Here is a 26,837-nt window from a genome sequence, read left to right on the forward strand (position 1 = left end):
AATCCGTTTTAGGAATGTCTGTTTTCTTTATTGCACCATAACCACCTGCGACATCAACTAAATTATGGATACCTCTACTTTTTAAAATAGAAGCGGCAATAATAGAGCGATAACCACCTGCGCAATGCACGTAAAAAGTTTTATCTTCTGGGAATTCACTTAAATGATCGTTGATATAATCTAATGGTGTATGTTTTGCAAGATTAACATGTTCTGCCTTAAATTCACCTTCTCTTCTTACATCAAAAACCTGATCTTTATTATCTTCATATAGCTTAGCAAATTCCTCAGCACTTATTGATGTTATAGTATCATAGTCCATTTCTGCTTTTTTCCATGTATCAAAACTTCCCTCTAAATAACCAATTACATTGTCAAAACCAACTCTAGACAATCGTGTTACAACTTCTTCTTCTCTACCATTTGGAACCACTAGCAAGATGGGTTGTGTTACATCTACAATTAAAGCTCCTACCCAAGGTGCAAAATTGCCATCAATACCAATAAAGATAGATCTTGGTATATGACCATTAGCAAATTCTTCTTGTTTGCGTACATCTAAAACAATGGCTTCCGTTTCATTAGCGGCAGCTTCAAATGCTTTTGGTGATAATGGATTCTTAGATTTGGTCATAACTTTATCAAAGCTTTCGTACCCTTTGATATTCATCATCACATTCTGAGGAAAATATCCAGGTGGCTCTGTTAAACCGTCTAGCAATTCCTCAATAAATTCTTCTTTAGTCATATCTGCACGCAGTGCATAATTTGTTTTCTTCTGGTTGCCTAAGGTATCGGTTGTTTCTTTACTCATATTCTTCCCACAAGCTGAACCTGCACCATGATTTGGATATACAATTAAATCATCACTTAATGGCATTATTTTGTTTCGTAAAGAGTCATATAAATGAGCAGCTAACTTATCTTGAGTGAATTCCGCGACAACTTTTTGTGCCAAGTCTGGTCTTCCAACATCTCCGATAAATAAGGTATCTCCGGTAACAATACCATGCTCTTTACCATTTTCATCAATTAATAAATATGTGGTACTTTCCATGGTATGACCAGGTGTATGAAGTACTTTAACTTTGTAATTACCAACTTCAAATATCTGATTGTCTTCTGCAACTATAGCATCATAATTTGGTTTGGCTGTTGGACCAAATACAATACTTGCTCCAGTTTTTTCCTTAAGATCTAAATGTCCTGAAACAAAATCGGCATGAAAATGCGTTTCAAAAATATATTTGATTTTTGCATCATCTAATTTTGCTCTATTAATATAGGGCTGAACTTCTCGAAGTGGGTCAAATATGGCGGCTTCACCATTACTTTCAAGGTAGTAAGCGGCATGTGCTAAACATCCTGTATAAATTTGTTCTATTTTCATGTGTTGTTTGGTTAATGTTAAACGAATCTTTACTAAAATAACTATGATTTTACTTTTTTGGTGTAACAAAGGTTACATAGATAACTCCTTGTAAATGATATAAATACCCATTAATAAAACGAACCACCCAAAACCCTTTTTCAGCTTCTTCCCTTCTATAAAATTAGACAAGTAAATACCCAAGAAAATACCAACTACAGAAATTGAGGTAAAAATCAATAAGAATGACCAATCGATTTCTAGATTTTCAACATCACCAATAAACCCAATTAATGATTTTATAGCTATAATTAAAAGTGAAGTCGCTACCGCTTTTTTCATAGGAAGCTTAGCCAATAAGACCAATGCAGGTATTATAAGAAAACCACCACCAGCTCCTACTATACCAGTGATAAGTCCTACTAATAGACCTTCAATAATAATTAATGGATAATTATACGAAATCTCGGTTTCTTCATCCGAGTCTGCTCGTTTATTTCTTATCATGGATATTGAAGCGACTAACATCACTAAAGCAAAAAACAACATTATAGCAATGTTCTTAGTTACAGAAAAATCACCCATTGTAAAAATGGTTTCTGGAATAGCTGGCACCAAATATTTTCTAGCAATGTATACAGCAATAAAAGCTGGTATTGCAAAAACTATAGCCGTTCTAAAATCTACTAAGCCCTTTTGAATATTTCTAATCGCACCAACCAAAGACGAGACACCAACTACAAATAATGAATATGCTGTTGCGGTTACTGGATTTATAAAAAGTAAATAAACCAAAATAGGAACCGTTAATATTGAACCTCCACCGCCAATGAGCCCTAAAACAACTCCAATAACTAAGGCGCCAATATATCCGAATATCTGATTTATATCCATAAAAGATTGATTAGTTTGATTTCAAAGCTAATTGATGTGTTTGTTTATACGAGTAACATTTGTTACGTTCTAAAAATACTACTCTTTTTCTAAATGCATTTGTATTCAATAGAATAAAAAAACCAACCATAAATAGTTATGGTTGGTCTGCTATTAGTCAATAAATCTTAGATAAATTTAAAGACAATCCATCGAAAATTAATGTTACCTAGTTTTTCTCAAATGTAAGCATGTCTGTACCACCATTTCCACCGCTGATATCAATGAGTTCAATTCTAGTTGATGTTGTAGTTACAACATCCCAATCATCATTTAAATCTTCAAAATCATTAGTGTCTGGCACAGGAAAGAAAATATTAAAATCAATATCATCGTCATCATTGCTATCATCACTACTACTATCATCTGTTATTGACCAAGTTCCTGTCATTGTATTTGAACCATTGGTTGCAACAAGAGATCCATCAGAATTGAACGTAAAGTTATAGCCGTTGAAATCTGATGTTTCGTTATCACCTGAATCATTAAAATTTGTGATACGCCATGTGCCAGATTCGGCAGTATCTTCAATCTGTGCAATTTGCTGACTGTAATCGTTCGGACTTCCATCATCATCGTCACTAGAACACATCGATGACATTAGTGTAATGCTTAGCATTAAGATAAATCCTAAATTGAATACTTTTTTCATAATTAGTTGTTTTGATTATTTGTTTAATTACAGTTATCGTTTTTAAATTCTAACTCATCGTCGTCACCTATACGAAGTGTTATTTCCTTTTCATTACCTTCTTCTTCAATTTCATGGACAAACCACGTATCATTAACATCTTCGAATCCAGGAATATCAATCACAAAAGTGATATCGTTACCACTGCCTGAAGCACTCCATGTTCCATTTTCTGTTTGGTTATCCCAGGCAACCGATACGCTATTGTCAGCACTAAAACTGAATAAGTAGCCTGTATAATTATCTTCTAGATCTTGATCGTTACGTTCAAGCTCATCTATATACCAATCAGAACAGCCTGTTAAAAAATCCGCTACTTGACTTTCCGTACAATTATCACAGTCATCATCGTCAAAATCATTATCATCATCTTCATCACAAGTATCATCTGCATCTTCAATGGCCACTGCCAGTTCTTGAATGCTGTTTATAACCTGTGTTGTTCCGTCTGCAAGTATTACGGTGATTGGAAAGTTAATGGTAACAGCTTCATAATCGTCTAAATCATCAATGAAATCGTACATATCATTATCATCATTAATAGTGATGGTATCAATTAAATCATTACTCTCATCAAACACTGAAGCTGTAATAGGATATTGAAAGTCTATACATTCTATGTCGTCATCGTCAAAATTATCTTCAAAACAATCTTCGGCAAAGTCCTCCAATTCATCTTCCGAATTTATTTCTAATGTTGTAAAGTCTGAGAATTCAATAGTTATTGGATAAGAAATTATAATATCATCCTCATCATCATCAAATTCATCAAAAATATCTTCAATGTCATCTAGGTCATCTTCTTCATCTATTTGAAGTGTTATACCGTTAACAGTTACTGTAAAAGGGAATTGTATACTCAAACAACTCGCATTATCTATAATATTATCGCTAGAACCATCATTGATAGCGACACTACGCATTAAAATTGCTACTGTTGAGTTGGCTTCGATTGTTTCCTCTACTGGTGGATCAATAGACACATCGTCTTCTGTTCTACATGATGTCATGGTTAACAAGACAGCAATAAATAGTAGTAAAATTGGTTTTAATGTTTTCATAATAAATTAAATTTTATAATATTTAAAATTGTTAATTGGCATTTAAAAAGGCCTCTTTATTCTTAAAACAACTTATTAAAGAATAATCCCAAGAAAAAATAGATTTTTTTTTATTTATCTTTATTTTCTAAAATTTAAAAAAAGATTTTTGCCAAAATCATTACATCAAAATATATGTGATAAAATTCGCTTCTCAAGGCTTTATGAGAAGTATGCACAATCGTTAGGTAACATTTTGTTTTATAAATATGGTGAGCTTTTAAATCCTTCTGATAAGGTACAGGAAGCCTTTATTAAGTTGTGGGAAAACTGTGCAAAAATAAAACCAGAAGCTGCAAAATCATATTTGTACACCACAGCAAATAATATGATGCTTAATGAAGTAAAGCATCAAAAAGTAGTTTTAAAATACCATCAAGTAAAACCAAAAGACTATACCAATGAGTCTCCAGAATTTGTTTTACGCAAAAAAGAGTTTCTAAAACGATTTCAGAATGTACTTTCACAATTAAAGGAAGAAGAACGCACTGCTTTTTTATTAAACAAGGTGGATGGTAAAACACATAAAGAGGTTGCAGAAATTTTGGGTATTACAAAAAAAGTCGCTGAACACAGGATTTATGCAGCTTTCAATAAACTTAAAAATGAACTTGAAGAATTAAATTGAAAATAGTTTTGGGACAATTAAGGATTAAGTTGTTCTAAATATATAACAGCAAGTTATGGACAAAGAACAATTAATTACGAAATGGCTAAATAACGACCTGTCTGAGTCAGAGTCAAAGGCTTTCAATACGTTGGAAGACAATAATTTATATAAAGAAATTATAGAGGAAGCTCAACGATTCAAAGGTGATGTAAATGCCAAAGTAGCCTCTTTTGAAGTTTTGGACAAGAAATTAGTTTCACAAAAAAGGAAGTCAATAAATTGGATCAAAATTGTTTCTAGTGCCGCAGCTATTCTAATATTCGGGTTTGCTTTGTTTACCCTAACTAACAAAGAACAAATAAATACGTTTAAGACCGAATTTGCTCAAAACGAAACTATAACGCTACCAGACAACTCCATAGTTAACCTTAACGAATTATCACAAGTTGAATACAATAGTTCTAATTGGAATGACAATAGATCTTTAGATCTTAAAGGTGAAGCTTTTTTTGATGTAGAAAAAGGTAATCAATTCAATGTCAATACAACATTTGGTAAAGTAAGTGTCCTAGGAACTGAGTTCAACGTTTTATCGCGAGATAGTATTTTTAAAGTCTCTTGTTATGAAGGTTTGGTACAAGTTAGCTATAATAATAATAAAGTTAAACTGCCTGCCGGTACCGAGTTTGTTTTGGCGTCAGGAAAAGGTTTAAAATCCGCGATTGCAATAGCAGAACCATATTGGCTTAAAAACATGAGTGTTTTTGAAGATGTTTCCTTTAAAGTGGTGATTGAAGAACTTGAAAAACAATACAATATTAAAGTTGAATATCCATCTGATTTAAACTTAAACTTCACTGGAGCTTTTGAACATAACCAACTTATAAATGCCCTAAAATCTATTACAAAACCCCTTAATTTGACCTATACTATATTAAACACTAACGAGGTCGTTATAAGGAATGCACAGAACTAGAATTTACATATTTCTTATACTATTTTGCTGTTCTATGTTTAAAACGCTAGGACAAAGTTCAGAACAGAAAGTACCTATTACTGTAGCTCTAGAACAAATCACCAAAGCCCATGCAGTGGCTTTTAACTATGAGAGTAGTCTTTTAGATGGTATCAAAGTGGTTCCTGTTTCAGAAAACTTAAGCCTTTCTGCAAAAATTAAAAACCTCGAAGATCAAACCAATTTAGTTTTTGAAAAGGTCAGTGACCTGGTTTACACCATTTCAGAAGTAATTCAATTGTGCGGCTATATTATAGATTCAGAATCTGAACAACCACTCAAGGATGCTACTATTACAAGCACATCTGCTTATGCTTTAAGTGATAAAAATGGATATTTTGAAATTGATCTGAAATCTAAAAGTGAAGAATTAACTATAAGATACATAGGTTTTAAAACCATTGAGCGACAGGCAAAATATTTCGATACAAAAGACTGCGTAACAATTACAATGTTAATACATCAAGAAGTTATTGCTCCAGTCCTAATAGAATCGTATTTGGTTAGAGGTATAGACAAAAGACAAGATTGGACCACTTCAATAGACTACGACCGTTTTAGTCTTTTACCGGGTCTTATTGAATCTGATGTGTTACAAACCGCACAAGCATTACCAAGTATTTTAAGTGTTGACGAAACCGTTTCTAACATTAACATAAGAGGAGGTTCTCATGATCAGAATTTGATATTATGGGACGATATTAAAATGTATCAAACAGGACATTTTTTCGGCCTTATTTCTAGCTTTAATCCGCTTATGACACAAAAAGCAAGTGTTATTAACAATGGATCAGACGTAGCATTAACCGATGGTGTCTCTGGGACTATTCATATGAAAACAGAGAAAAAAATAGATTCTAATTTCAACGGTATTTTTGGTGTTAACTTTTTAAATGCTGAATTATTTTCTAACATTCCTATTGGCAATAAGTCCTCACTACAAGTTGCATCGAGAAAGTCTTTAGATGATTTAGTAAGAACACCAACCTATGATGTATATTTTGACAGAGTAACACAAGACACCGAAGCTGAAAATAATGTCGCCAATGTTACAAATTCTAATCAGGAATTTAATTTTTACGATGCGTCTTTGCGATGGTTATATCAGCCATCAGAAAATGATTTAATTAGACTAAATTTTATTCTAATAAATAACGAATTAGGCTTTAATGAAGCGGCTGATATCAATGGTATACAAAGAACCAGACGTAGTAATGTATCGCAAAATACACTTGCAGTGGGCCTTAAGTACAAACGTCAATGGAACGAGAAATTATCTTCCTCAATAAATATTTATAATAATGAGTATAAACTCGAAGCCTTAAATGCAGATGTTTTAAATAATCAGTTACAATTACAAGAAAACAACGTATCTGAAACAAGTATTCAACTTAATAATTCAATTGAAGAAGATCATTGGCGATTTAATCTTGGGTATCAGTTTACAGAAACCGAAGTCATTAATCTAAACGATATTGATTTACCTCGATTTGTTAGACGTGACGAAGAAATACTAAGAGAGCATGGAGCTTTTGGACAGGCTTGGTATAAAAGTCCTGATAATACTTTTTCAGTAAGAGGTGGTGTTAGGTCAAATTACTTGACTCGCTTTGAAAAGCTAATTATAGAACCAAGATTGAGTATTAGAACCTCTATTGGGAAACATATTAATGTTGAAGCTTTAGGTGAGTTTAAACATCAAAGTACTTCACAAATTGTTAATTTTCAGAATGACTTTTTAGGTATTGAAAAGAGACGCTGGCAATTAACGGATAACGACAGTATTCCTGTTTTGCAAAGTAAACAAGCTTCTGTTGGTATAACATATAAAAATAAAGGTTGGTTATTAGATATTAAGGCTTACTACAAAACAGTAGCTGGAATTACTACGCAAAGTCAAAGTTTCACAACCAAATACGAATTTGCAAAAGAAAAAGGGAATTACGATGCCTATGGTTTTGAGCTGTTAGGTAGAAAAAATTATGGGAATTTTAGTAGTTGGCTGAGTTATTCATACATAAATAATACCTACACATTTGAAAACCTTAATGAAATTGAGTTTCCTAGTAATTTTGATATTTCACATTCTGTTGCTTTAGGCACAACGTACAGTAATTCGTCTTGGAATATTTCGGCAGGCATCAATTACAGAACAGGTAAACCTACTTCAATTCCGCTTTCTGGTAATGAAATCATTGATGATAATATCAATTTTGATACAGCCAATAGTGAACGATTATTAGATTACTTGAGAATAGATGCATCTGCACTTTATAAGTTTAAAATAAGCAACACCTTTAGGTCAGAAATTGGTGCTTCAATTTGGAATATCTCAAATAGAGAGAATGCTATTAATAATTATTACAGGATTAATGAAAATGACGTGGTAAACAGGTTTTCAAGATTCTCGTTAGGTCTAACAACTAATGCTGTATTCCGCATTTTCTTTTAATTAAAATTACTTTCCGATGCAATATTTGCAAAAATATTCGCAAGTAGATCATCGTTGGTGATTTCTCCAGTAATTTCACCAAAATGGCATAAGGCTTGTCGAATATCAATAGCTAGTAAATCCCCTGACAAACCAGTTTCTAAGCCATGCTGTACTTTTTGAATCTCTTCAAATGCTTTTAACAAGGCATCATAATGGCGTGTATTAGTAACAATGGTTCCATTATTACGAAGAGCACCAGTATTGATGAGATTCAATAGAGAATTGGTCAATTGTTCTACACCAAATCCTGTTTTTGCAGATAATAACAAGACATCAGCAATTGTGGTATTGATTTCCGCCAATTGAGTTTCTGATAAAGTATCTATTTTATTAGCTATGACCAATAGTGGTTTCTGAGGATACCTATTTCGTATTTTTTCTATTTCGATTCTAACGGCTTCTAGATCATTACTATTTTTCTCAGCATCAAACAAGTAAATAGTGACTTGCGATTGCTCAATCTTTTCAAAGGTCTTTTTTATGCCTATACTTTCAACAACATCTTTGGTTTCTCTAATTCCAGCTGTATCAATAAAACGAAAGCCTATACCACCAATACTAATTTCATCTTCAATTGTATCTCTTGTAGTTCCGGCTATTTCAGAAACTATAGCTCTATCTTCGTTCAATAAAGCATTCAATAATGTAGACTTACCAACATTAGGTTCGCCAACAATTGCCACAGGAATGCCGTTTTTAATCACATTACCTACAGCAAAAGAATCAATCAATCGTTTTAATACAAATAAGATGCGTTCAATAAGGTTTTTAAACTCTGTTCTATCAGCAAACTCAACATCTTCTTCTGCAAAATCTAACTCTAATTCTATGAGTGAAGCAAAATTTAAAAGTTCCTCTCTCAGCCTAGCAATTTCAGAAGAAAAACCTCCACGCATTTGTTGCATAGCAATTTGATGTGACGCTTCATTATCACTAGAAATTAAATCGGCAACAGCTTCAGCCTGACTCAAATCTAACTTTCCATTTAAAAACGCACGTAAGGTGAACTCACCTGCAGACGCCATTCTACAACCATTACGTAGAAATAATTGAATAATTTCCTGCTGAATGTAAGACGATCCATGACAAGAAATTTCAACAACGTCCTCACCTGTATAAGAATTAGGATTTTTAAAAACTGATACTAAAACTTCATCTATAGCTCGGTTATCTTCTACAATATGACCTAAGTGTATGGTATGTGTATTTTGTTCGGTTAACCTTTTATTTTTAGTAACAGAACTAAAATGCTTGTCTGCAATTGCAATCGCCTCTTTACCAGACAATCTAATTACGGCTATGGCTCCACTTCCAGAAGGTGTTGCTAATGCTACAATAGTATCGTTATGCATACTTTAAGTCTTTAATGCAAAAGTATTGCAAAATATATGAAAGCTCATATTTCGTGAAGGACTAATTTAAGATTTAATTCACAATCCAAATTAAAGAATTTTAACCATAGTGCTTATATTTGCAAGGCTATATTAGTATAGAATTTAAATATTAACAGCTATTATTAATAAAGAAGACTTATGAAACGACTACTGACTTTAACAACTATCGGACTTTTACTTTTTAGTTGTAAACAAGAAAACAGAACAGATTACGTAATCAATGGTTCTGCCAAAGGTGTTTATAATGGTATACGAGTATACATGAAAAGTCTTGACGAAAGAGGAAGAGAGATTGTCAATGACACGGCTATAGTTTTTGACGAAAAATTTACAATGACAGGTAAAGTAGATTATCCTCAAGTGCGCTATTTATCAGTTAATAATGTTGAAGGTGATCTTTTATTTATGCTTGAAAATAGTGAAATTGATATTGAGGTTAATAAAGATCTGATGCTAGAGTCTAAAGTAGAAGGCTCTAAAACCCATAGTGATTTGGTAGCTTACCAAAACGGCATGAAAGTGTTTCAGGATGAAAGCAGAGAATTAGTAGCGGCCTACAGACAATTAAATATGGCAGAGGATATTGCACAAAAAGATTCACTTAAAAATCTATTGGAAATAAGTGGTCAAAAATATTTAGCATATCCTACAAAATTTATCAAGGAGCACAATGACAGCTACTTTAGTTTAAATTTAATTGGTTTAGAAACCAATAAGCCAAAAATTGATATCAAAGCATTTATTGAGGCTTACGATAATTTAACTCCACGATTAAAGGAAAGTGCAAAAGGAAAAGAAGTCAAAAAGAAGTTAGATAGCTTATTAACAGAATATGAAAAGACAGCGTATTTAGAAATAGGGAAAGTAGCTCCTAATTTTGAAGCTCCTAAACCAGATGGTACTATTGTGAGTTTAGAAGAACTTAAAGGTAAAGTAACGATTGTTGATTTCTGGGCTGCTTGGTGTGGACCATGTAGACGAGAAAACCCAAATGTGGTAAGAATATATAATCAGTATCATAATGATGGTTTAGAAATCGTAGGAGTGTCCTTAGATGGTACGTCGCGACAGCAAGACCCTAAAAAGGCTTGGTTAGATGCTATAGAAAAAGACAATTTAACATGGAATCATGTGTCTCACTTACAGTATTTTAATGATCCTGTAGCGCGTTTATATAATATCACATCTATACCTGCAACATACATCTTGGATGAAGAAGGAAAAATAGCAGCTAAAAACTTAAGAGGACGCGCTCTGGAACTCAAAGTAAAAGAACTGCTGGAAAAATAATTCTGATAATTTAATGTAAATAAAAAGTCAACTAATAAAGTTGGCTTTTTTTAATGTAGTTTACCTGTTTTATAGAGAACAAAGAGTATAATAATTGGTATAGCTAACAGACCAATATGTCCTAAATCTGTTTTAAAAAGACTTGGCTTTAACAGTAAGGTAACAATATAGCCACCAATGGCGCCACCAAAATGCGCATCGTGACCTATATTTCCTATTCTATTCTTCATACCATAAATAGAATACAATAAATAGCCTATACCAAATACATAACCAGGAATTGGTACAGGTACAAAAAACATATACAAATTCATTTCTGGTCGTAATAATATAGCAGCATACAGCACTCCTGTTACTGCGCCACTCGCGCCAACGGCACTATACCAAAATTCTTCTTTGTGAAAATAAAGCGATAGTAAATTACCAAAGATTAAACTGGCAATATAAATAATAATAAAATTGAATTGCCCTAATTCTAAAATAACCGTATCTGCAAAGAAGTAAAGCGTTAACATATTAAATAAGAGATGCGTGGTGTCAACATGTAAAAATCCAGAGCTAAACATTCGTATTTGCTCACCACGTCTTATACTCCCAACGTTAAACTTATATTTTTCAAAAAATAAGCGATCATCAAATCCTTTTAAAGAAGTAATGACATTGGCAGCTATTATTACTATGGTTACTAATCCTAAATTGTACATAAACTCTAAACTTATGAATCAAATATAACATATATTTGCGCTTTACAGATAACATATTTTAATGCATCTTATTGCCTATATAATTGTTTACCCTATACTTTGGTTAGTGTCTATTTTACCATTTAGATTACTATATGCTTTGTCTGATGTCTTATATCTCTTTTTGTATAAAATATTTGGTTACAGAACTGCTACAGTTAAAGAAAATCTGAAATTAGTATTTCCAGAAAAATCCGATAAAGAAATTGCTACTATTACAAGAAAATTTTATCATCATTTATGCGATTTAGTATTAGAAGCTATTAAATCTTTAACCATAAAAGAAAGCGAGATTAAAAAACGCTTTGTTTATAAAAATATAGAGGAAATTAAAGCACTTGAAGCGCAAAACAAAAGTGTACTATTAATGTGTTCACATTATGCCAATTGGGAATGGTCCGTTGTCATACAATGCCATATTAAGCATAAAGGTTACGCAATTTATAAGCGCCTAAGAAATAAGTACTTTGACAACCTTGTAAAACGTATGCGAGCGAGATATAATGCTTATCTCATAACAACCAAGCAAACCATTTCTACCTTAACAAAATTAAAGTCTGAAGGTGAATTATTCGTTGCTGGCTTTGCAGCAGATCAGTCTCCAAAGAAACATAAGGCTCACTACTGGAGAGAATTTATGGGTATAAAAGCACCAGTAATCACAGGACCAGAAATGATAGCTAAACGCCTTGATGTACCAGTAATGTTTTTTAGAATTGATAAGATAAAACGCGGCTACTATGAAGCTACGATTGATCGAGTTATCATGAATCCTCTAGACTGCAAGGAAAATGAAATAACAGATAAATTTATTGAGTATATAGAAAAGCAGATCTACGAAAAACCTGAATATTATTTATGGACACACAAGCGTTGGAAACATATGAATGAAATTCCAGAAGAATTTCAATAAAAAATAGCTTAATCTAAGCTAAACCAATCCTCGATATGACTTGAATCACTCTCTTTTTCTACCAGTGATTTATGAATAAATTCATTATTGCATTTGGCATACTCATAATCCTTTGACCATTCTCGGTGCTGTTTAGCTAAAGCAATAATACTATCACAAACATATTCTATTTCAGCATCTGTAGTTGTAGGATGAATAGACATACGAATCCAACCGGGTTTTCTTACAAGATCCCCAATAGAAATTTCACTGGTTAATTCGTGCGATGTTTTCTGATCGACGTGCAACAAGAAATGACCGTAAGTTCCTGCACAACTGCAACCGCCTCTGGTCTGTATACCAAATTTATCATTAAGTAATTTTACGCCCAAATTATAGTGCAAATTATCAATGTAAAATGAAATGACACCTAGTCTGTCTTTATGTTGACCAGCAAGAATAGTAATATTAGATATTGGTTCTAGTCGTTTAAAAATAATGTCAATGATTTCATGCTCACGTTTTAACATATTATCAATGCCCATTTGTTCTTTAAGGTTTATGGAAAGTGCTGTCTTGATTGTTTGAAGAAATCCTGGTGTACCACCATCTTCTCTATCTTCAATATTATCGATATACTTATGTTCTCCCCAAGGATTTGTCCAACTCACCGTACCTCCACCAGGACAATCCGGCACCATATTTTTGTATAGTTTTTTATTAAATACTAATACACCTGATGAACCAGGTCCACCTAAGAACTTATGAGGTGAAAAAAAAATAGCATCTAAATAAGCGTCTTTTTCTTCAGGATGCATATTGACCTCAACATATGGAGCAGAGCAGGCAAAATCCACAAAACAAACACCACCATGTTGATGCATTAATTTGGCAATATCATGATATGGTGTTTGTATTCCTGTAACATTTGAGCCACCAATAACTGAGGCAATTTTTATAGTGTGATTTTTATACTGATGTAAGAGTTTCTCAAGATTTTTTAAACTGAATAAACCATTGTCATCTGGTGGAACAATTTCAACCTTAGCCATAGTTTCCAACCATGAAGTTTGATTAGAATGGTGTTCCATATGAGATATAAAAACAACAGGTTTAATTTCATCTGGAATCTCTGTAAACTTCTTTAAATTTTCAGGAATTTTCAATCCAAGAATACGTTGAAACTTATTCACAACGCCTGTCATACCATTTCCTGAAACAATTAAAACATCATCTTCGCTGGCATTAACATGCGACTTAATAATATGCTTCGCTTTGTGGTACGCTTTGGTCATTGCAGTACCAGAAACCGTAGTCTCAGTGTGAGTATTTGCCACAAAAGGACCAAACTCATTACAAAGTTTTTCTTCAATAGGTCGGTATAAGCGTCCTGATGCTGTCCAATCTGTATAAATTATTTTTTGTTCTCCATACGGAGATACAAATGTCTGATCCTGACCAATAATGTGTTTCCTAAATTGATTAAAATAGGTTTCTAAATCAGAAATAGGGGTTTTTATAGTATCAGGAATCATTGCTTAATCTATACGTTTTCTTGTTATCAAATATACTAAATATTAGCCACAGCTTTTATCTCTGCTATAAAGCGGTCTGTAAGTGCATCAGCCGTATCTTGTGTAGGCGCTTCTGTATATATTCTAATAATGGGCTCGGTATTGCTTTTGCGCAAATGCACCCAACTATCTTTAAAATCTATCTTAACACCATCAATAGTGGTTAATTTTTCATCACTATAATTTGCTTCCATAGTCTTTAGGATACTGTCAACATCTAATCCAGGAGTTAATTGAATTTTCTTCTTGCTCATATAATAATTAGGATAGGTGGCTCTTAACTCACTAACTGTCATTTTCTTTTCGGCTAAAAGACTTAAAAATAAGGCCACACCTACTAAAGCATCACGACCATAATGCAATTCTGGATATATAATTCCACCATTGCCTTCTCCACCAATAACCACATTATTTTTCTTCATTAACTCCACCACATTGACCTCACCTACTGCACTGGCCTCATACATGCCACCATGCTTTTCAGTAACATCTCGTAAGGCACGTGTAGAACTCATATTACTTACGGTATTTCCAGGAGTTTTACCCAATACATAATCTGCACATGCTACAAGTGTATATTCTTCCCCAAACATATCCCCTTTTTCATCCATAAAAGCCAAGCGATCTACATCAGGATCTACCACAATTCCAAAGTCAGCACGTTCTTTAACTACTGCTGCCGCTAAATCACCTAAATGCTCTTTTAAAGGCTCAGGATTATGAGGAAAATGACCTGTCGGATCACAATATAATTTCACCGCGTGAACTCCTAAGCGTTCTAATAATAACGGAATGGCGATACCTCCTGTAGAATTAACACCATCTACAACCACTTTAAAGTTAGCATCCTCAACGGCCTTTTTGTTAACTAAGGGTAAGTCTAATACTTCATCGATGTGTAAATCGATATAAGCTTCATTCTTTGTGATTTTACCTAAATCATCGACTTCAGCAAATACCATGGTATTAGATGCTGCAAACTCTAAAATCTTTTGTCCTTCTGCACCATTTAAAAATTCACCCTTAGCATTTAACAGTTTTAAAGCGTTCCACTGTTTAGGATTATGACTTGCTGTTAAAATGATGCCTCCATCGGCATGTTCCATGGGTACAGCAACCTCAACGGTTGGAGTCGTAGATAATCCAACATCAATGACATGGATACCAAGACCGACTAAAGTATGCATAACTAAATTCTGAATCATTTCACCAGAAATACGCGCATCTCTTCCAACAACAACACTGTAATTGTCCTTATTACGCTGTTGCTTAAGCCAAGTACCATAGGCAGCTGCAAATTTTACAGCATCAATAGGTGTTAAATTCTCTTCAACAGGTCCTCCAATGGTACCTCGTATTCCAGAAATCGATTTTATTAAAGTCATGAAATTTTGATTTTGAACAAATATAATATCTTAGAAACTGTTTAAAAACTAAACCACGATTTTGTTATTATGAATTTGTAAATTCGGCATATGAATTTTCTTGCCCACATTTACTTGTCTGGAGATAACCCATGGGTAACCATCGGAAACTTTATGGCTGATGGTGTTAGAGGTAATAAATACAAGAACTATTCTAGAGATGTACAGATTGGTATTCGCTTACACAGAGAAATTGATACGTTTACTGATGCGCATCCAGTATTTAGACAAAGTACAAAACGACTGCACAAGCCCTATGGCCATTACAGTGGTGTCATTGTAGATATTTTTTACGATCATTTTTTGGCAAAGAATTGGAATAGCTATTCAGATGTACCTTTAGCGATTTATGTAGATAATTTTTATAACAATTTAAATAATCATATTGATATTTTACCACCACGATATAAAACCATGACACCCATTATGATTCAAGGTAACTGGCTTTTAAGCTATGCTACCGTATATGGTATTCAATTGGTATTAAATGGAATGAACAGACGTACCAAAGGAATTTCAATAATGAACAAAGCTACAAAAGAGTTAAAAGAACATTACCAAGAATTTGAACAAGAATTTACCAATTTCTTTGCTGAATTAATCGCGTTTAGCGCTACCAAAAGATTAGAATTAGAAAATCAATTACATTTATGAGAAACATCATTATAGCAATTAGTTTGTTTTTTATTGTTTTAACAAGTTGTAAAAAGAAAATTAATACAACTACACATAAAGTAGAAAACAGAGGCTTAGTTACTGAAAACGCTATGGTGGTTAGTGCAAGAAAAGAGGCTTCCAAAATTGGTGCAGAAATTTTAAAACAAGGAGGCAATGCATTTGATGCCATGATGGCTACCGAAATGGCACTTGCCGTGTGCTACCCTTATGCCGGAAATCTAGGTGGTGGCGGCTTTTTAATCTACCGTTTACCAGGTGGCACAAAAGGTGCTTTAGACTAAAGGGAAAAGGCACCATTGGCTGCAAGTAAAGACATGTATTTAGATGAAGACGGTCAAATCATAAGAAATAACAGTACCGTTAGTGCTATGGCAGTTGGAATTCCTGGCACTATTGCAGTAATTTTTAAAGCACAGGAACGCTTTGGAAAACTAGACGTCAAAACCATTTTAAAACCTGTCATAAATCTTGCTGACAGAGGTTATGTGATCACAGAAATGCAAGCTAAACGATTTGTAGAGTTTGATAGTATCTTAACGGCTGTAAATGGGAAGAAAATAATTTACAACAGTAAGCTAAATGCAGGTGATAATATCAGTAATGATAAATTAGCACATACACTTCAACGTTTCGCAGATAATGATGTGGACGAATTCTACAAAGGTGAAACCGCTAAAATATTGGTGAACTATTTACAATCTAAAGGTAGCTTTATTACGCTTGAAGATCTGGCCAAATATCAATCTAAATGGCGAGACCCTATTACGTTTCATTATGACAATCTAAGTATCACATCGATGTCACCACCATCGTCTGGTGGAATTTGTCTAAATCAAATTATGACAATGATAGAACCTTTTGATCTTCAGGATTATGGGCATAATTCACTCAAAGCTATTCAAGTAATCGTTGAAGCAGAAAAACGTGCTTATGCTGATAGAAGTCATTATCTCGGTGATCCAAACTTTGTTGATATTCCTGTCGAAACACTTACAAGTGATGTGTATCTCCAAAACCGAATGAAAGATTTTTCATTTAAACAACCGACTCCAGTAGATTCAATTTCACATGGAGAAATTGTCGGCTATGAAAGTGACGAAACAACCCACTACTCCATCGTAGATCAGTTTGGTAATGCCATTGCGGTAACAACAACCGTCAATGGTGGTTATGGTTCTAAATTATATGTTGATGAATTAGGGTTTTTCTTAAATAATGAAATGGACGATTTTAGCAGTAAACCTGGTGTACCCAATTATTATGGACTTATTGGTGCTGAAGCCAATAGCATAGCACCAGAAAAACGTATGTTAAGCTCTATGACACCAAGTATTGTAGAGAAAGATGGGGAATTTTATATGTCTGTTGGAACGCCAGGTGGTTCAACAATTATTACGTCTGTATTACAAACCATAGTAAACGTACACGAATTTGGATTAACCATGCAAGAAGCTGTAAATGCTCCACGTTTTCATAATCAATGGCTACCTGACGAAATTCGTATGGAGCCGAATAGTTTTGATAATAAACTTCTAAAACAACTTCAAGATTTAGGTTGCACTATTAATCTCACCAAAACACCTGTCATAGTTAAAGTTGACGGCATTTTAGTACTAGAAGACGGCACGCTTGAAGGTGGTGCCGATAAACGTGGTGATGACACTGCCGTTGGATTTTAATCTAAGAATTAGCTGCATTCAAGTCTTGATTTTTTTGTTCGTTTCTTAATTAAAGAAATCAACATAGAAAACTTATAACCAGGCAATCACGTTTTAACATTGTTTTACAACATTGACAAACTCTAAATTGTATATTTATAATCACCAAAAGTCAGAATAAAACTTACAACTTAAAACCAATCAAAAAATGAAGAATTTTATTGCTTCTCTAACTCTTCTATTTACATTAAACAGCTTTTCCCAAGGCACACAATTATTACGACAACCTACATTACATGGAGATAATATCGTTTTTGTATATGCAAACGATTTATGGAGGTCTACGACGAATGGTGGTACAGCCATTAGACTCACCAGTGATGAAGGTTACGAATCCAGTCCACATTTTTCTAATGACGGTAAAATGATTGCATTTACAGCACAATATGACGGAAATATAGACGTCTTTGTGATACCTGCTGAAGGTGGAGAACCTAAACGGCTCACCTACCATCCTGGTGGTGATTTTGTTCAAGGTTGGACACCAGATGGAAAAGTATTATTTCGTTCTGGTAGAGAAGCACAACCTACCGTGACTAATAAATTCTTTACAGTAGGTACAGATGGTGGCTTACCAGAAGCTTTAGATATTCCGAGAGCTGCCTACGGTGAACTATCACCAGATGGAAAGCATTTGGCTTACACTCCAATTACAGGATGGGACGCAGAATGGAGAAACTATCGAGGTGGTCAGGCGATGCCAATATGGGTGGTTGATATGGCTACTAAAGAATTAATAAGAACATCTCAACCAACGCAAGAACGCCATTTAGATCCGGTTTGGTTGAATGGACTTGTATATTTTATGTCTGAACGTGATTATACCATGAATATCTGGTCTTTCAACCCTTCAACTAAAGAGGAAAAACAAGTGACCTTTCATAAAAAATTCGACGTTAAAAGTTTAGATGCGAGTGATGACAAACTGGTTTATGAACAAGGAGGATATCTACATGTGTACAATCCAAATTCTGGTACATCCAAACAATTAAATATAGACGTTAAAGCAGATCTTAATTTTTACCGCACCAAATGGGATAATGTTTCAGCATTTAATTTATCAAATCCAAACGTTTCACCAAAAGGTAAACGAGCCGTGTTTGAACATCGCGGTGAGATTTTTACAGTGCCTAAGGAAAATGGGACTTGGATGAACATTACAAATTCACCTGGTGTGGCTGACCGCAACCCTATATGGTCTCCAAAAGGAGACAAAATTGCATGGTTCTCAGATCAAAGTGGAGAATACCAATTGATGTTAGCTGATCAGGATGGCCAAAATGCAGAAGCCATTAAACTTCCAGATCCAACCTTTTATTTTCAACCAGATTGGTCACCAGATGGTAAATACATAGCATATACCGACACGCATTACAATATCTGGATCATCAACTTAGAAACTAAAAAGACCAAAATTGTAGCTACAGATCGCTATGCACATCCTAATCGCTCAATGAATCCGGTATGGTCACCAGATAGCAAATGGATTGCATTTGCAAAACAACAAGACAGTCATTTTAAAGCCATATTTGCTTACAATATAGATTCTAAAGAAACCATACAATTAACAGATCCTATTGCAGACGCTATAACTCCTGTTTGGGATGCAAACGGTAAATACTTATATACTCTGGCAAGTACAAACTATGGATTGACTTCTGGTTGGTTAGATATGAGTAATTATGATCCCGGTGCTAACTTAACGCGTAACTTATACGCTGTGGTTTTAAGTGCAAAAGACAAAGCACCTAATTTACCAAAGAACGACATGGCAGAGGTGAAAAAAGACACTGACGAAGACAATGGAAATAAAAAAGACGATAAGAATAATGGTGAAAAGAAAGCCAATGGTGTAACAGTCACTATCGATAAGGATGGTATTTACGATAGAGCCATTGCTTTAGACTTACCTGCCAGAAACTACGTAGCACTTTTAAAAGGTCCTAAGCACAAGGTGTTTATCGCAGAAGCCATTCCAAATGCACAAGGCTTAAAAGTACATAGCTATGATGTAGAAAAAGAAAAAGCCACCGATTATGCGGATGGTGTATCGCAAATGGTAGCATCTGAGGATAGAAATTCAATTTTATTATTTCAAAAAGGAAGTTGGGTCCTAACCAGTGCTGCGACTCCACCTAAACCAGGCAAGGACAATCTAAAGATTAATATCAAAACAAAGCTAGATCCAAAAGCGGAAGCGCATCAAATCTTTAAAGAAGGTTGGAGATATATGCGTGATTTTTTATATGTAGATAACGTTCATGGAGCGCCTTGGGACGATGTCTATAAATGGTATGCACCATGGATAGACCACGTGAGACATAGAACAGATCTTAATTACGTAGTAGATATTATGAGTGGTGAGGTTGCCGTAGGGCATTCTTATGTATCTGGTGGCGATTTTCCAGATGTAGATCGTGTACCAGTTGGCCTGTTAGGCTGTGATTTTAAATTAGAGAATGGCAATTTTAAAATTTCTAAAATCTATAATGGCGAACGTTGGAATCCAAATATTACAGCGCCATTAGCACAACCTGGTATAGATATCAATGAAGGTGATTATATTCTTGCTATCAATGGACAGACATTAAATGCAAACTCAAATCCATATAGGTTGTTAGAGCAAACGGCAGGAAGAGAAATTAATATTACAGTGAACTCAAAACCTTCAATGACAGATGCCAGATCGGTATTGGTAAAGCCAGTCGGAAGTGAACGTGGTCTAAGAAGTATCGATTGGGTTGAGGGCAACCGAAGAAAGGTTGACGAATTATCTAATGGTAAATTAGCGTATGTCTATGTGCCAAATACTGGTGGTGGTGGCTTCACGTCATTTAATCGCTATTACTTTTCACAACAAGACAAAAAAGGGGTAATTATAGACGAACGTAATAATGGTGGTGGTTCTGCTGCAGATTATATGATAGACATTATGTCTCGTGAACTCTTTGGGTACTTCAACAGTAAAGCTGGTGACAATAGACCGTGGACGACGCCTATGGCTGGAATTTGGGGCCCAAAAGTGATGCTAATTAACGAGCGTGCAGGTTCTGGTGGAGATTTGTTACCATATATGTTTAAGATGAAAAACTTAGGACCTCTAATCGGCACCAGAACTTGGGGAGGATTAGTAGGGACTTGGGATACTCCTAGATTCATCGATGGTGGACGTATGGTCGCACCACGAGGTGGCTTTTATGATGTGAATGGTGAGTGGGCTGTTGAAGGAGATGGTGTTGCACCAGATATTGAAGTGATTCAACATCCTAAAGAAACATCACAAGGCAATGACCCACAATTGGAACGTGCGGTACAAGAAGCTTTAAAACTGTTGAAAGGTAATGAGTTTCAACTACAACCAGAACCAAAAGCTCCTGTTCGTTGGAAACGTCCACAAGGCTATAAAAGTGATAATTAATCATTCAAAAACAATAATGTAAAAGTCATTGCGAGCAAAGCGCGGCAATCTCATTAATATTAGAGTGTCTTACTTTTAATAAAGCGTTACTATTTTAAGAGTATTCATGGGATTTATAAAGCATTTGACTGCACAATTTGAAGCACATAGAAATAAAACAAATGCTTTGCCTATGCTTGCATATATGAAGCACTTAAACATTTCTAATAATTGAGTTATGACAAAATATGACGTCGTCATTCTAACAGATAAAAAACAAGCCTACCCTAGTACAATTGATAACTATGTAAAAAACGTAATTACAGAAGATGCCTTAGTCGCAAACGCATTGGGGAAATTAGGTTTAAATGTGATTCGATTAGCATGGAGCGATCCAAATTTTGATTGGTCTACCACAAAAGCAGTGATGTTTAGAACCACGTGGGATTATTTCGATGATTTTAAAAAGTTCTCCGAATGGTTAAATAAAGTGTCTAAGCTTACGACATTGATAAATTCTGAAACTTTAATTCGTTGGAATTTAGACAAGCATTATCTACTAGACCTACAAAACAAAGGCATTCATATTGCTGAAACAAAGTTTGTTGAAACTGGAGATACCAGAACTTTAGAAGCATTACATGCGGAAACAGAATGGAAAGACACTGTTCTGAAACCCTGTATCTCTGGTGCAGCAAGACATACCTATAAACTCAATGCAGATAATATAGCACAGCACGAAGTTCTATTCAAAGAATTAATTGCACAAGAAGCCATGATGCTGCAACCTTTTCAGCATAATATAGTCTCTAAAGGGGAAGTTTCTATGATGGTATGCAATGGACAGTTTACACACGCTATTCTTAAAAAAGCTAAAGCAGGAGATTTTAGAGTACAAGACGATTTTGGTGGATCGGTGCATGACTACACACCAACAGAGGAAGAAATTTCATTTGCTGTACAATGCGTCAATGCCTGTGATGAAATGCCTTTATACGCCAGAGTCGATATTTTTAATGATAATCAAGGACGCATCGCTTTGGCAGAATTAGAGATTATAGAACCTGAGCTGTGGTTTAGAAATTTTCCTGAAGCAGCAGAAATTTTGGCAAAAGCCACTAAAGAAAAATTATCTTTACTTTAAACACATTTTATTTTGGCAAAAAAGAACAAAACCAAACGCATCCTAAAAATCATAGGTGGAGTCATTATCTTCCTCACCCTTCCTACTCTTCTTTTCTTTGGGTTTTTATATCTTAAATACGATGAAGACCTTCCCGAAGGCCAACAAGGACCAAAAGCCGATCAATTAGCCATACAAATGCTTCGTACTTTAAACGAAGAAGCTTATTTGAATACTGACTATTTAGAATGGACCTTCAAAGGTGGACATCACTACAAATGGTACAAAACAGACCAAACCTGCGAAGTCTCATGGGATAATATGACCGTTTTATTAGATTTAAATAATAACGACCAGTCTAAAGTGTTTGCAGGACAAGAAGCGTACAACGGAAAAGAGAAGCAAGATTACATTAATAAAGCAGAAGCTTACTTTAATAATGATTCCTTTTGGCTGGTAGCGCCATACAAGGTATTTGATCCTGGTACAGAACGTCGTTTAGTAAAAACCGAAGATGGTAAAGACGCCTTGTTAGTAACTTATACGTCTGGCGGAACAACACCTGGCGATTCATATCTCTGGCATTTAGACGATACAGGTAAACCAAAAAGCTTCCAAATGTGGGTAGATATATTACCAATAGGTGGTTTAGAAGCTACCTGGAACCAATGGGTGATTACTGAGAGCGGAGTGCTTCTACCAAAAACCCATAAGTTACTCGTGTTAGATATCGATATGGGAGATGTTAAGGGATTGTCGTTTTAGCCTTTAGCCTTTAGCTATTGTTGCCTGTGGTACTTATGGTTTGATTAGCGCCTCCATTTAAAGTATAAGTAAACTCGTAGAGTGTATCTCCTCCTGAGCCGGTAAAAGTGATTTGTGGTTGTGGACTTTCATTGAGACAGACTGTTGTGGAGCCAGAGATTGTGGCTGACGGTGGCAGAACTTCTGCAAAAGCACTAAATGCTGAAAGGTCTGCTGTTGACTTCCGAAAGAGATCTGAAGCAAATAATGCACTGGTAATTCCAGTAACCAGACCAACGGCATAGAACAACACCTTGATGTTACGTTTCCCATAAGTTATAATAGCTAATGACTTAAAAATTTTGAATTTAGGGAAAATCTGCGCGTTTTAAAAAACTAAGCCCCTATTTTTCGACAGGTTAAGCCTTATGACTATAAACGGTATTCAAAAATAGTTAAAACCCCTATCTAAACTTGAAATTCCGACAACGACGGAAACCCAACATTCGATTATTTAGAGTAAAACCTGCAGTGAAGTGCAGGAATTAGCAAAAATCGATGAAATACAAAAACAATCTTATCATTGTCGCCGTTAATTGGGAAGCTCAAATAATCACAACAGCAATACCCACCATTTTTGCGCCGAAGCAAACAAAATGTTTAGCTAAATAATTGGCAGTCTTGACTTCTTTGATTCGTTTTTTGGTCAAAAAAAATGAATAAACAAAACTAACAGACCAAACCTTCACTCCAATTTAACATCTAAAATTGTAACTTTGCACTTTTGCTAAAAAACACAGAAGGACTAAACCCATTTATGAGCCAATTCGACGATTCTATTGAAGTACAAGGAGCACGTGTTCACAACCTTAAAAACATTGATGTAAGCATTCCCAGAGAGAAACTGGTCGTCATTACAGGCTTGTCTGGTAGTGGAAAATCATCCCTAGCTTTCGATACCATTTATGCCGAAGGTCAGCGTCGCTACATCGAAACTTTTTCGGCATACGCACGTCAATTTTTAGGAAGTCTAGAACGACCTGATGTCGATAAAATTGACGGTCTCTCACCAGTGATTGCTATTGAGCAAAAAACAACGAGCAAGTCGCCACGTTCTACCGTTGGTACCATTACTGAAATCTATGACTTTTTACGATTACTATTCGCCAGAGCTGCAGATGCCTACAGTTACGAAACTGGTGATAAAATGGTGAGCTATAGTGACGAGCAGATCAAAGATTTAATTTTAGAATCGTATAAGGGTAAACGCATCAATATTCTGTCTCCAGTCATTCGCTCGCGTAAAGGTCATTACCGTGAATTATTTGATCAAATTGCGAAACAAGGCTTTGTAAAAGTACGCACGGACGGCGAAATTGTGGATCTTGAAAAAGGTATGAAGCTAGACCGTTACAAAACCCACGACATAGAAATAGTAATCGATCGCTTAAAGATCGATGAGAGTCAAGATAATGAGAAGCGCCTTATGGAGTCGATTAACACCGCCATGTATCATGGTGATGATGTGTTGATGGTCATTGACCAGGAGACTAACGAACCACGTTATTTTAGCCGAAACCTCATGTGTCCTTCCTCAGGAGTATCCTATCCTAACCCTGAACCGAATAACTTTTCATTCAATTCACCAAAAGGTGCCTGCCAAAACTGTAATGGTATTGGAGAACTGTATGTAGTTAATGAAGAAAAATTAGTGCCAGACGATAGTTTATCAATTAAAAATGGTGCATTAGCACCACATGGACCAGAAAAGAAAAGCTGGATCTTTAAACAGTTTAACACTATAGCCCAGCGCTTTGAGTTCTCATTGAACGATGCCTGGAAAGACATTCCTGAAGAAGCCAAGCAGGTGATTCTCTACGGAGGAAAAGACAGCTTTTCTGTGGAGAGCAAACTACTTGGCGTAAAACGCGATTATAAAATTGACTTTGAAGGTGTCGCTAATTTTATTGAGAATCAGTATAAGTCTAATTCTACATCTTTGGTACGTTGGGCGAAGTCGTATATGGACAAAGTTGAATGTTCGGTATGCGAAGGCTCTCGTTTGCGCAAAGAATCACTTTATTTTAAAGTCGATGGCAAAAGCATATCAGATCTCGTAAAGATGGATATTGTTGAACTTGGTTTTTGGCTGGAAGACTTAACGGACCGCTTAAGTGACAAGCAACAGCAAATATCTGCAGAAGTCATAAAAGAAATCAGGAATCGGGTACAGTTTTTGCTCGATGTAGGTCTCACCTATTTATCCTTAAACCGAAGTTCTAAATCCCTCTCTGGTGGTGAAGCACAGCGTATTCGATTAGCCACTCAGATTGGTTCACAATTGGTAGGTGTACTTTACATCTTGGATGAACCTAGTATTGGACTGCATCAACGTGATAATGAAAAGCTTATAAATTCTCTGGAATCACTTCGAGATGTTGGTAATTCAGTCATTGTAGTTGAGCACGATAAGGATATGATAGAACGTGCCGATCATGTAATTGATATTGGCCCTTTCGCAGGGAAGCATGGTGGTGAAATCATTAGTGAAGGTACTCCCGATGAATTATTAAAGTATCATACCTTAACAGCTGCTTATTTAAATGGCGAAAAAGAAATTGAAGTCCCAAAACAACGCCGTAAAGGCAATGGCAAGAAGATGGTGCTTAAAGGCTGTACCGGAAATAACCTAAAAAACATTAATGTTGAATTCCCACTAGGGAAAATGATTGGTGTTACTGGCGTATCAGGCAGTGGTAAATCGACCTTAATCAATGAAACACTCTACCCTATTCTCAATGCGCATTACTTCAATGGAGTTAAAAAACCCATGCCTTATAAAAGTATTAAAGGCTTAGAACATATCGATAAGGTCATTGACATTAATCAATCACCAATTGGTAGAACACCACGAAGTAATCCGGCAACTTACACCAAAACCTTTGATGAAATCCGAAAGTTGTTTGCTAAGATACCTGAAGCTATGATTCGTGGCTACAAACCCGGTCGTTTCAGCTTTAACGTAGCAGGTGGTCGCTGTGAAACTTGCCAAGGTGGTGGTTTACGTGTTATAGAAATGAACTTTCTACCAGATGTTTATGTTGAATGTGAAACCTGTCAGGGCAAACGTTTTAACCGTGAAACCTTGGAGATTCGTTATAAAGGAAAATCGATTAGTGATGTTTTAAATATGACGATAGAAGAAGCTGTAGACTTCTTTGAACATATCCCTAAAATTTATCGAAAATTAAAAACTATAAAAGATGTCGGCTTAGGCTATATTACTCTAGGACAACAAAGTACCACACTTTCTGGTGGTGAAGCCCAACGTATTAAACTGGCCACGGAATTAAGTAAGCGTGACACAGGTAATACGTTTTACATCTTAGATGAACCTACGACTGGCTTACATTTTGAAGATATTCGTGTTTTAATGAAAGTCCTCAATAAATTGGTTGACAAAGGGAATACGGTTTTAATTATTGAACACAATTTAGATGTAATAAAAACCGTTGATTATATCATAGACATTGGCTACGAAGGTGGCAAAGGTGGCGGTGACGTGGTCGCCAAAGGTACACCAGAACAAATCATTAAAGACCAGAAAAGTTATACAGCCCAATTTTTGAGAAAAGAATTGAATTAACA

General features: G+C 35.1%; 18 protein-coding genes and 2 pseudogenes. 11 read left to right on the forward strand and 9 right to left on the reverse strand.

What is annotated here, in order from left to right; translation table 11 throughout:
• The 4 genes from ACTG3Y_RS06100 to ACTG3Y_RS06115 form a co-directional block, all read right to left on the reverse strand.
• Window positions 1-1,390: MBL fold metallo-hydrolase (locus ACTG3Y_RS06100; protein WP_439152038.1), on the reverse strand; the 1,390-nt coding region annotated here is incomplete at its 3' end.
• 72 nt (window positions 1,391-1,462) lie between these two features.
• On the reverse strand, window positions 1,463-2,263 hold the full coding sequence (locus ACTG3Y_RS06105; protein WP_439152039.1) for a sulfite exporter TauE/SafE family protein: 801 nt from the start codon (window positions 2,261-2,263) through the stop codon (window positions 1,463-1,465).
• 208 nt (window positions 2,264-2,471) lie between these two features.
• On the reverse strand, window positions 2,472-2,954 hold the full coding sequence (locus ACTG3Y_RS06110) for a hypothetical protein (RefSeq protein WP_439152040.1): 483 nt from the start codon (window positions 2,952-2,954) through the stop codon (window positions 2,472-2,474).
• A gap of 23 nt (window positions 2,955-2,977) precedes the next feature.
• Window positions 2,978-4,054: a hypothetical protein gene (locus tag ACTG3Y_RS06115; protein ID WP_439152041.1), complete on the reverse strand. Its 1,077-nt coding sequence runs from the start codon at window positions 4,052-4,054 to the stop codon at window positions 2,978-2,980.
• Between the two features lie 148 nt (window positions 4,055-4,202).
• Here ACTG3Y_RS06115 and ACTG3Y_RS06120 point away from each other — a divergent pair, with 148 nt between their 5' ends.
• Genes ACTG3Y_RS06120 through ACTG3Y_RS06130 form a run of 3 tightly spaced genes read left to right on the forward strand, consistent with a single transcriptional unit; the run spans window position 4,203 to window position 8,170 of the window.
• Window positions 4,203-4,721: an RNA polymerase sigma factor gene (locus tag ACTG3Y_RS06120; protein WP_439152042.1), complete on the forward strand. Its 519-nt coding sequence runs from the start codon at window positions 4,203-4,205 to the stop codon at window positions 4,719-4,721.
• Between the two features lie 55 nt (window positions 4,722-4,776).
• The gene (locus tag ACTG3Y_RS06125; RefSeq protein ID WP_439152043.1) at window positions 4,777-5,679 is read left to right on the forward strand and encodes a FecR family protein; all 903 of its coding nucleotides are present in this window, start codon (window positions 4,777-4,779) and stop codon (window positions 5,677-5,679) included.
• A 34-nt stretch (window positions 5,680-5,713) separates the two neighbouring features.
• Window positions 5,714-8,170, forward strand: coding sequence for a TonB-dependent receptor (locus tag ACTG3Y_RS06130; protein WP_439152044.1), 2,457 nt, complete (start codon window positions 5,714-5,716; stop codon window positions 8,168-8,170).
• 6 nt (window positions 8,171-8,176) lie between these two features.
• Here the strand turns inward: ACTG3Y_RS06130 and mnmE are convergent.
• A pseudogene (mnmE, locus tag ACTG3Y_RS06135) lies at window positions 8,177-9,564 on the reverse strand (tRNA uridine-5-carboxymethylaminomethyl(34) synthesis GTPase MnmE).
• Between the two features lie 180 nt (window positions 9,565-9,744).
• On the opposite strand from mnmE, the gene ACTG3Y_RS06140 reads away from it, so the two are divergent.
• Window positions 9,745-10,896: a redoxin domain-containing protein gene (locus ACTG3Y_RS06140; RefSeq protein ID WP_439152045.1), complete on the forward strand. Its 1,152-nt coding sequence runs from the start codon at window positions 9,745-9,747 to the stop codon at window positions 10,894-10,896.
• A gap of 50 nt (window positions 10,897-10,946) precedes the next feature.
• On the opposite strand, the gene ACTG3Y_RS06145 is transcribed toward ACTG3Y_RS06140, so the two are convergent.
• Window positions 10,947-11,600: a rhomboid family intramembrane serine protease gene (locus tag ACTG3Y_RS06145; RefSeq protein ID WP_439152046.1), complete on the reverse strand. Its 654-nt coding sequence runs from the start codon at window positions 11,598-11,600 to the stop codon at window positions 10,947-10,949.
• A gap of 61 nt (window positions 11,601-11,661) precedes the next feature.
• Here ACTG3Y_RS06145 and ACTG3Y_RS06150 point away from each other — a divergent pair, with 61 nt between their 5' ends.
• Window positions 11,662-12,552 (forward strand): lysophospholipid acyltransferase family protein, encoded by an 891-nt coding sequence (locus tag ACTG3Y_RS06150; RefSeq protein WP_439152047.1) that lies wholly within the window; start codon window positions 11,662-11,664, stop codon window positions 12,550-12,552.
• Between the two features lie 8 nt (window positions 12,553-12,560).
• On the opposite strand, the gene ACTG3Y_RS06155 is transcribed toward ACTG3Y_RS06150, so the two are convergent.
• Complete coding sequence (locus tag ACTG3Y_RS06155) at window positions 12,561-14,066, reverse strand: aminotransferase class V-fold PLP-dependent enzyme (RefSeq protein ID WP_439152048.1); 1,506 nt, start codon at window positions 14,064-14,066, stop codon at window positions 12,561-12,563.
• A gap of 35 nt (window positions 14,067-14,101) precedes the next feature.
• The gene (gene glmM, locus ACTG3Y_RS06160; RefSeq protein WP_439152049.1) at window positions 14,102-15,490 is read right to left on the reverse strand and encodes a phosphoglucosamine mutase; all 1,389 of its coding nucleotides are present in this window, start codon (window positions 15,488-15,490) and stop codon (window positions 14,102-14,104) included.
• A 90-nt stretch (window positions 15,491-15,580) separates the two neighbouring features.
• Here glmM and ACTG3Y_RS06165 point away from each other — a divergent pair, with 90 nt between their 5' ends.
• From ACTG3Y_RS06165 to ACTG3Y_RS06185, 5 genes and pseudogenes are all read left to right on the forward strand, one after another.
• On the forward strand, window positions 15,581-16,183 hold the full coding sequence (locus ACTG3Y_RS06165) for an ACP phosphodiesterase (protein WP_439152050.1): 603 nt from the start codon (window positions 15,581-15,583) through the stop codon (window positions 16,181-16,183).
• Window positions 16,180-17,886: pseudogene (ggt, locus tag ACTG3Y_RS06170) on the forward strand (gamma-glutamyltransferase). The gene ACTG3Y_RS06165 and the pseudogene ggt overlap by 4 nt, the downstream one beginning before the upstream one ends.
• A gap of 187 nt (window positions 17,887-18,073) precedes the next feature.
• Window positions 18,074-21,343 (forward strand): S41 family peptidase, encoded by a 3,270-nt coding sequence (locus ACTG3Y_RS06175; protein ID WP_439152051.1) that lies wholly within the window; start codon window positions 18,074-18,076, stop codon window positions 21,341-21,343.
• Between the two features lie 217 nt (window positions 21,344-21,560).
• A complete protein-coding gene (locus tag ACTG3Y_RS06180) occupies window positions 21,561-22,466 on the forward strand; it encodes an ATP-grasp domain-containing protein (protein WP_439152052.1) in 906 nt (301 codons plus the stop codon).
• A 12-nt stretch (window positions 22,467-22,478) separates the two neighbouring features.
• Entirely contained in the window at window positions 22,479-23,210 is a 732-nt protein-coding gene (locus tag ACTG3Y_RS06185; RefSeq protein ID WP_439152053.1) for a hypothetical protein, read from the forward strand.
• Window positions 23,211-23,220: 10 nt separating this feature from the next.
• Here ACTG3Y_RS06185 and ACTG3Y_RS06190 read toward each other — a convergent pair whose 3' ends face one another.
• Window positions 23,221-23,502 carry a hypothetical protein gene (locus tag ACTG3Y_RS06190; RefSeq protein ID WP_439152054.1) on the reverse strand — a complete coding sequence of 94 codons (282 nt, stop codon included), beginning with the start codon at window positions 23,500-23,502 and terminating at the stop codon, window positions 23,221-23,223.
• Between the two features lie 504 nt (window positions 23,503-24,006).
• On the opposite strand from ACTG3Y_RS06190, the gene uvrA reads away from it, so the two are divergent.
• Window positions 24,007-26,835 (forward strand): excinuclease ABC subunit UvrA, encoded by a 2,829-nt coding sequence (gene uvrA, locus ACTG3Y_RS06195; protein ID WP_439152055.1) that lies wholly within the window; start codon window positions 24,007-24,009, stop codon window positions 26,833-26,835.
• Window positions 26,836-26,837 lie beyond the last annotated feature (2 nt).

Source organism: Winogradskyella sp., from assembly GCF_965656915.1.
Lineage (GTDB): Bacteria > Bacteroidota > Bacteroidia > Flavobacteriales > Flavobacteriaceae > Winogradskyella.

Bases quoted from the DNA above. Each gene is read 5' to 3' on its own strand.
- ACTG3Y_RS06165 (WP_439152050.1), top strand. From the start codon at position 15,581: ATGAATTTTCTTGCCCACATTTACTTGTCTGGAGATAACCCATGGGTA.
- ACTG3Y_RS06145 (WP_439152046.1), bottom strand. From the start codon at position 11,600: ATGTACAATTTAGGATTAGTAACCATAGTAATAATAGCTGCCAATGTC.
- glmM (WP_439152049.1), bottom strand. From the start codon at position 15,490: ATGACTTTAATAAAATCGATTTCTGGAATACGAGGTACCATTGGAGGA.
- ACTG3Y_RS06125 (WP_439152043.1), top strand. From the start codon at position 4,777: ATGGACAAAGAACAATTAATTACGAAATGGCTAAATAACGACCTGTCT.
- ACTG3Y_RS06105 (WP_439152039.1), bottom strand. From the start codon at position 2,263: ATGGATATAAATCAGATATTCGGATATATTGGCGCCTTAGTTATTGGA.
- ACTG3Y_RS06175 (WP_439152051.1), top strand. From the start codon at position 18,074: ATGAAGAATTTTATTGCTTCTCTAACTCTTCTATTTACATTAAACAGC.
- ACTG3Y_RS06115 (WP_439152041.1), bottom strand. From the start codon at position 4,054: ATGAAAACATTAAAACCAATTTTACTACTATTTATTGCTGTCTTGTTA.
- ACTG3Y_RS06110 (WP_439152040.1), bottom strand. From the start codon at position 2,954: ATGAAAAAAGTATTCAATTTAGGATTTATCTTAATGCTAAGCATTACA.
- ACTG3Y_RS06155 (WP_439152048.1), bottom strand. From the start codon at position 14,066: ATGATTCCTGATACTATAAAAACCCCTATTTCTGATTTAGAAACCTAT.
- ACTG3Y_RS06140 (WP_439152045.1), top strand. From the start codon at position 9,745: ATGAAACGACTACTGACTTTAACAACTATCGGACTTTTACTTTTTAGT.
- ACTG3Y_RS06130 (WP_439152044.1), top strand. From the start codon at position 5,714: ATGTTTAAAACGCTAGGACAAAGTTCAGAACAGAAAGTACCTATTACT.
- uvrA (WP_439152055.1), top strand. From the start codon at position 24,007: ATGAGCCAATTCGACGATTCTATTGAAGTACAAGGAGCACGTGTTCAC.
- ACTG3Y_RS06150 (WP_439152047.1), top strand. From the start codon at position 11,662: ATGCATCTTATTGCCTATATAATTGTTTACCCTATACTTTGGTTAGTG.
- ACTG3Y_RS06180 (WP_439152052.1), top strand. From the start codon at position 21,561: ATGACAAAATATGACGTCGTCATTCTAACAGATAAAAAACAAGCCTAC.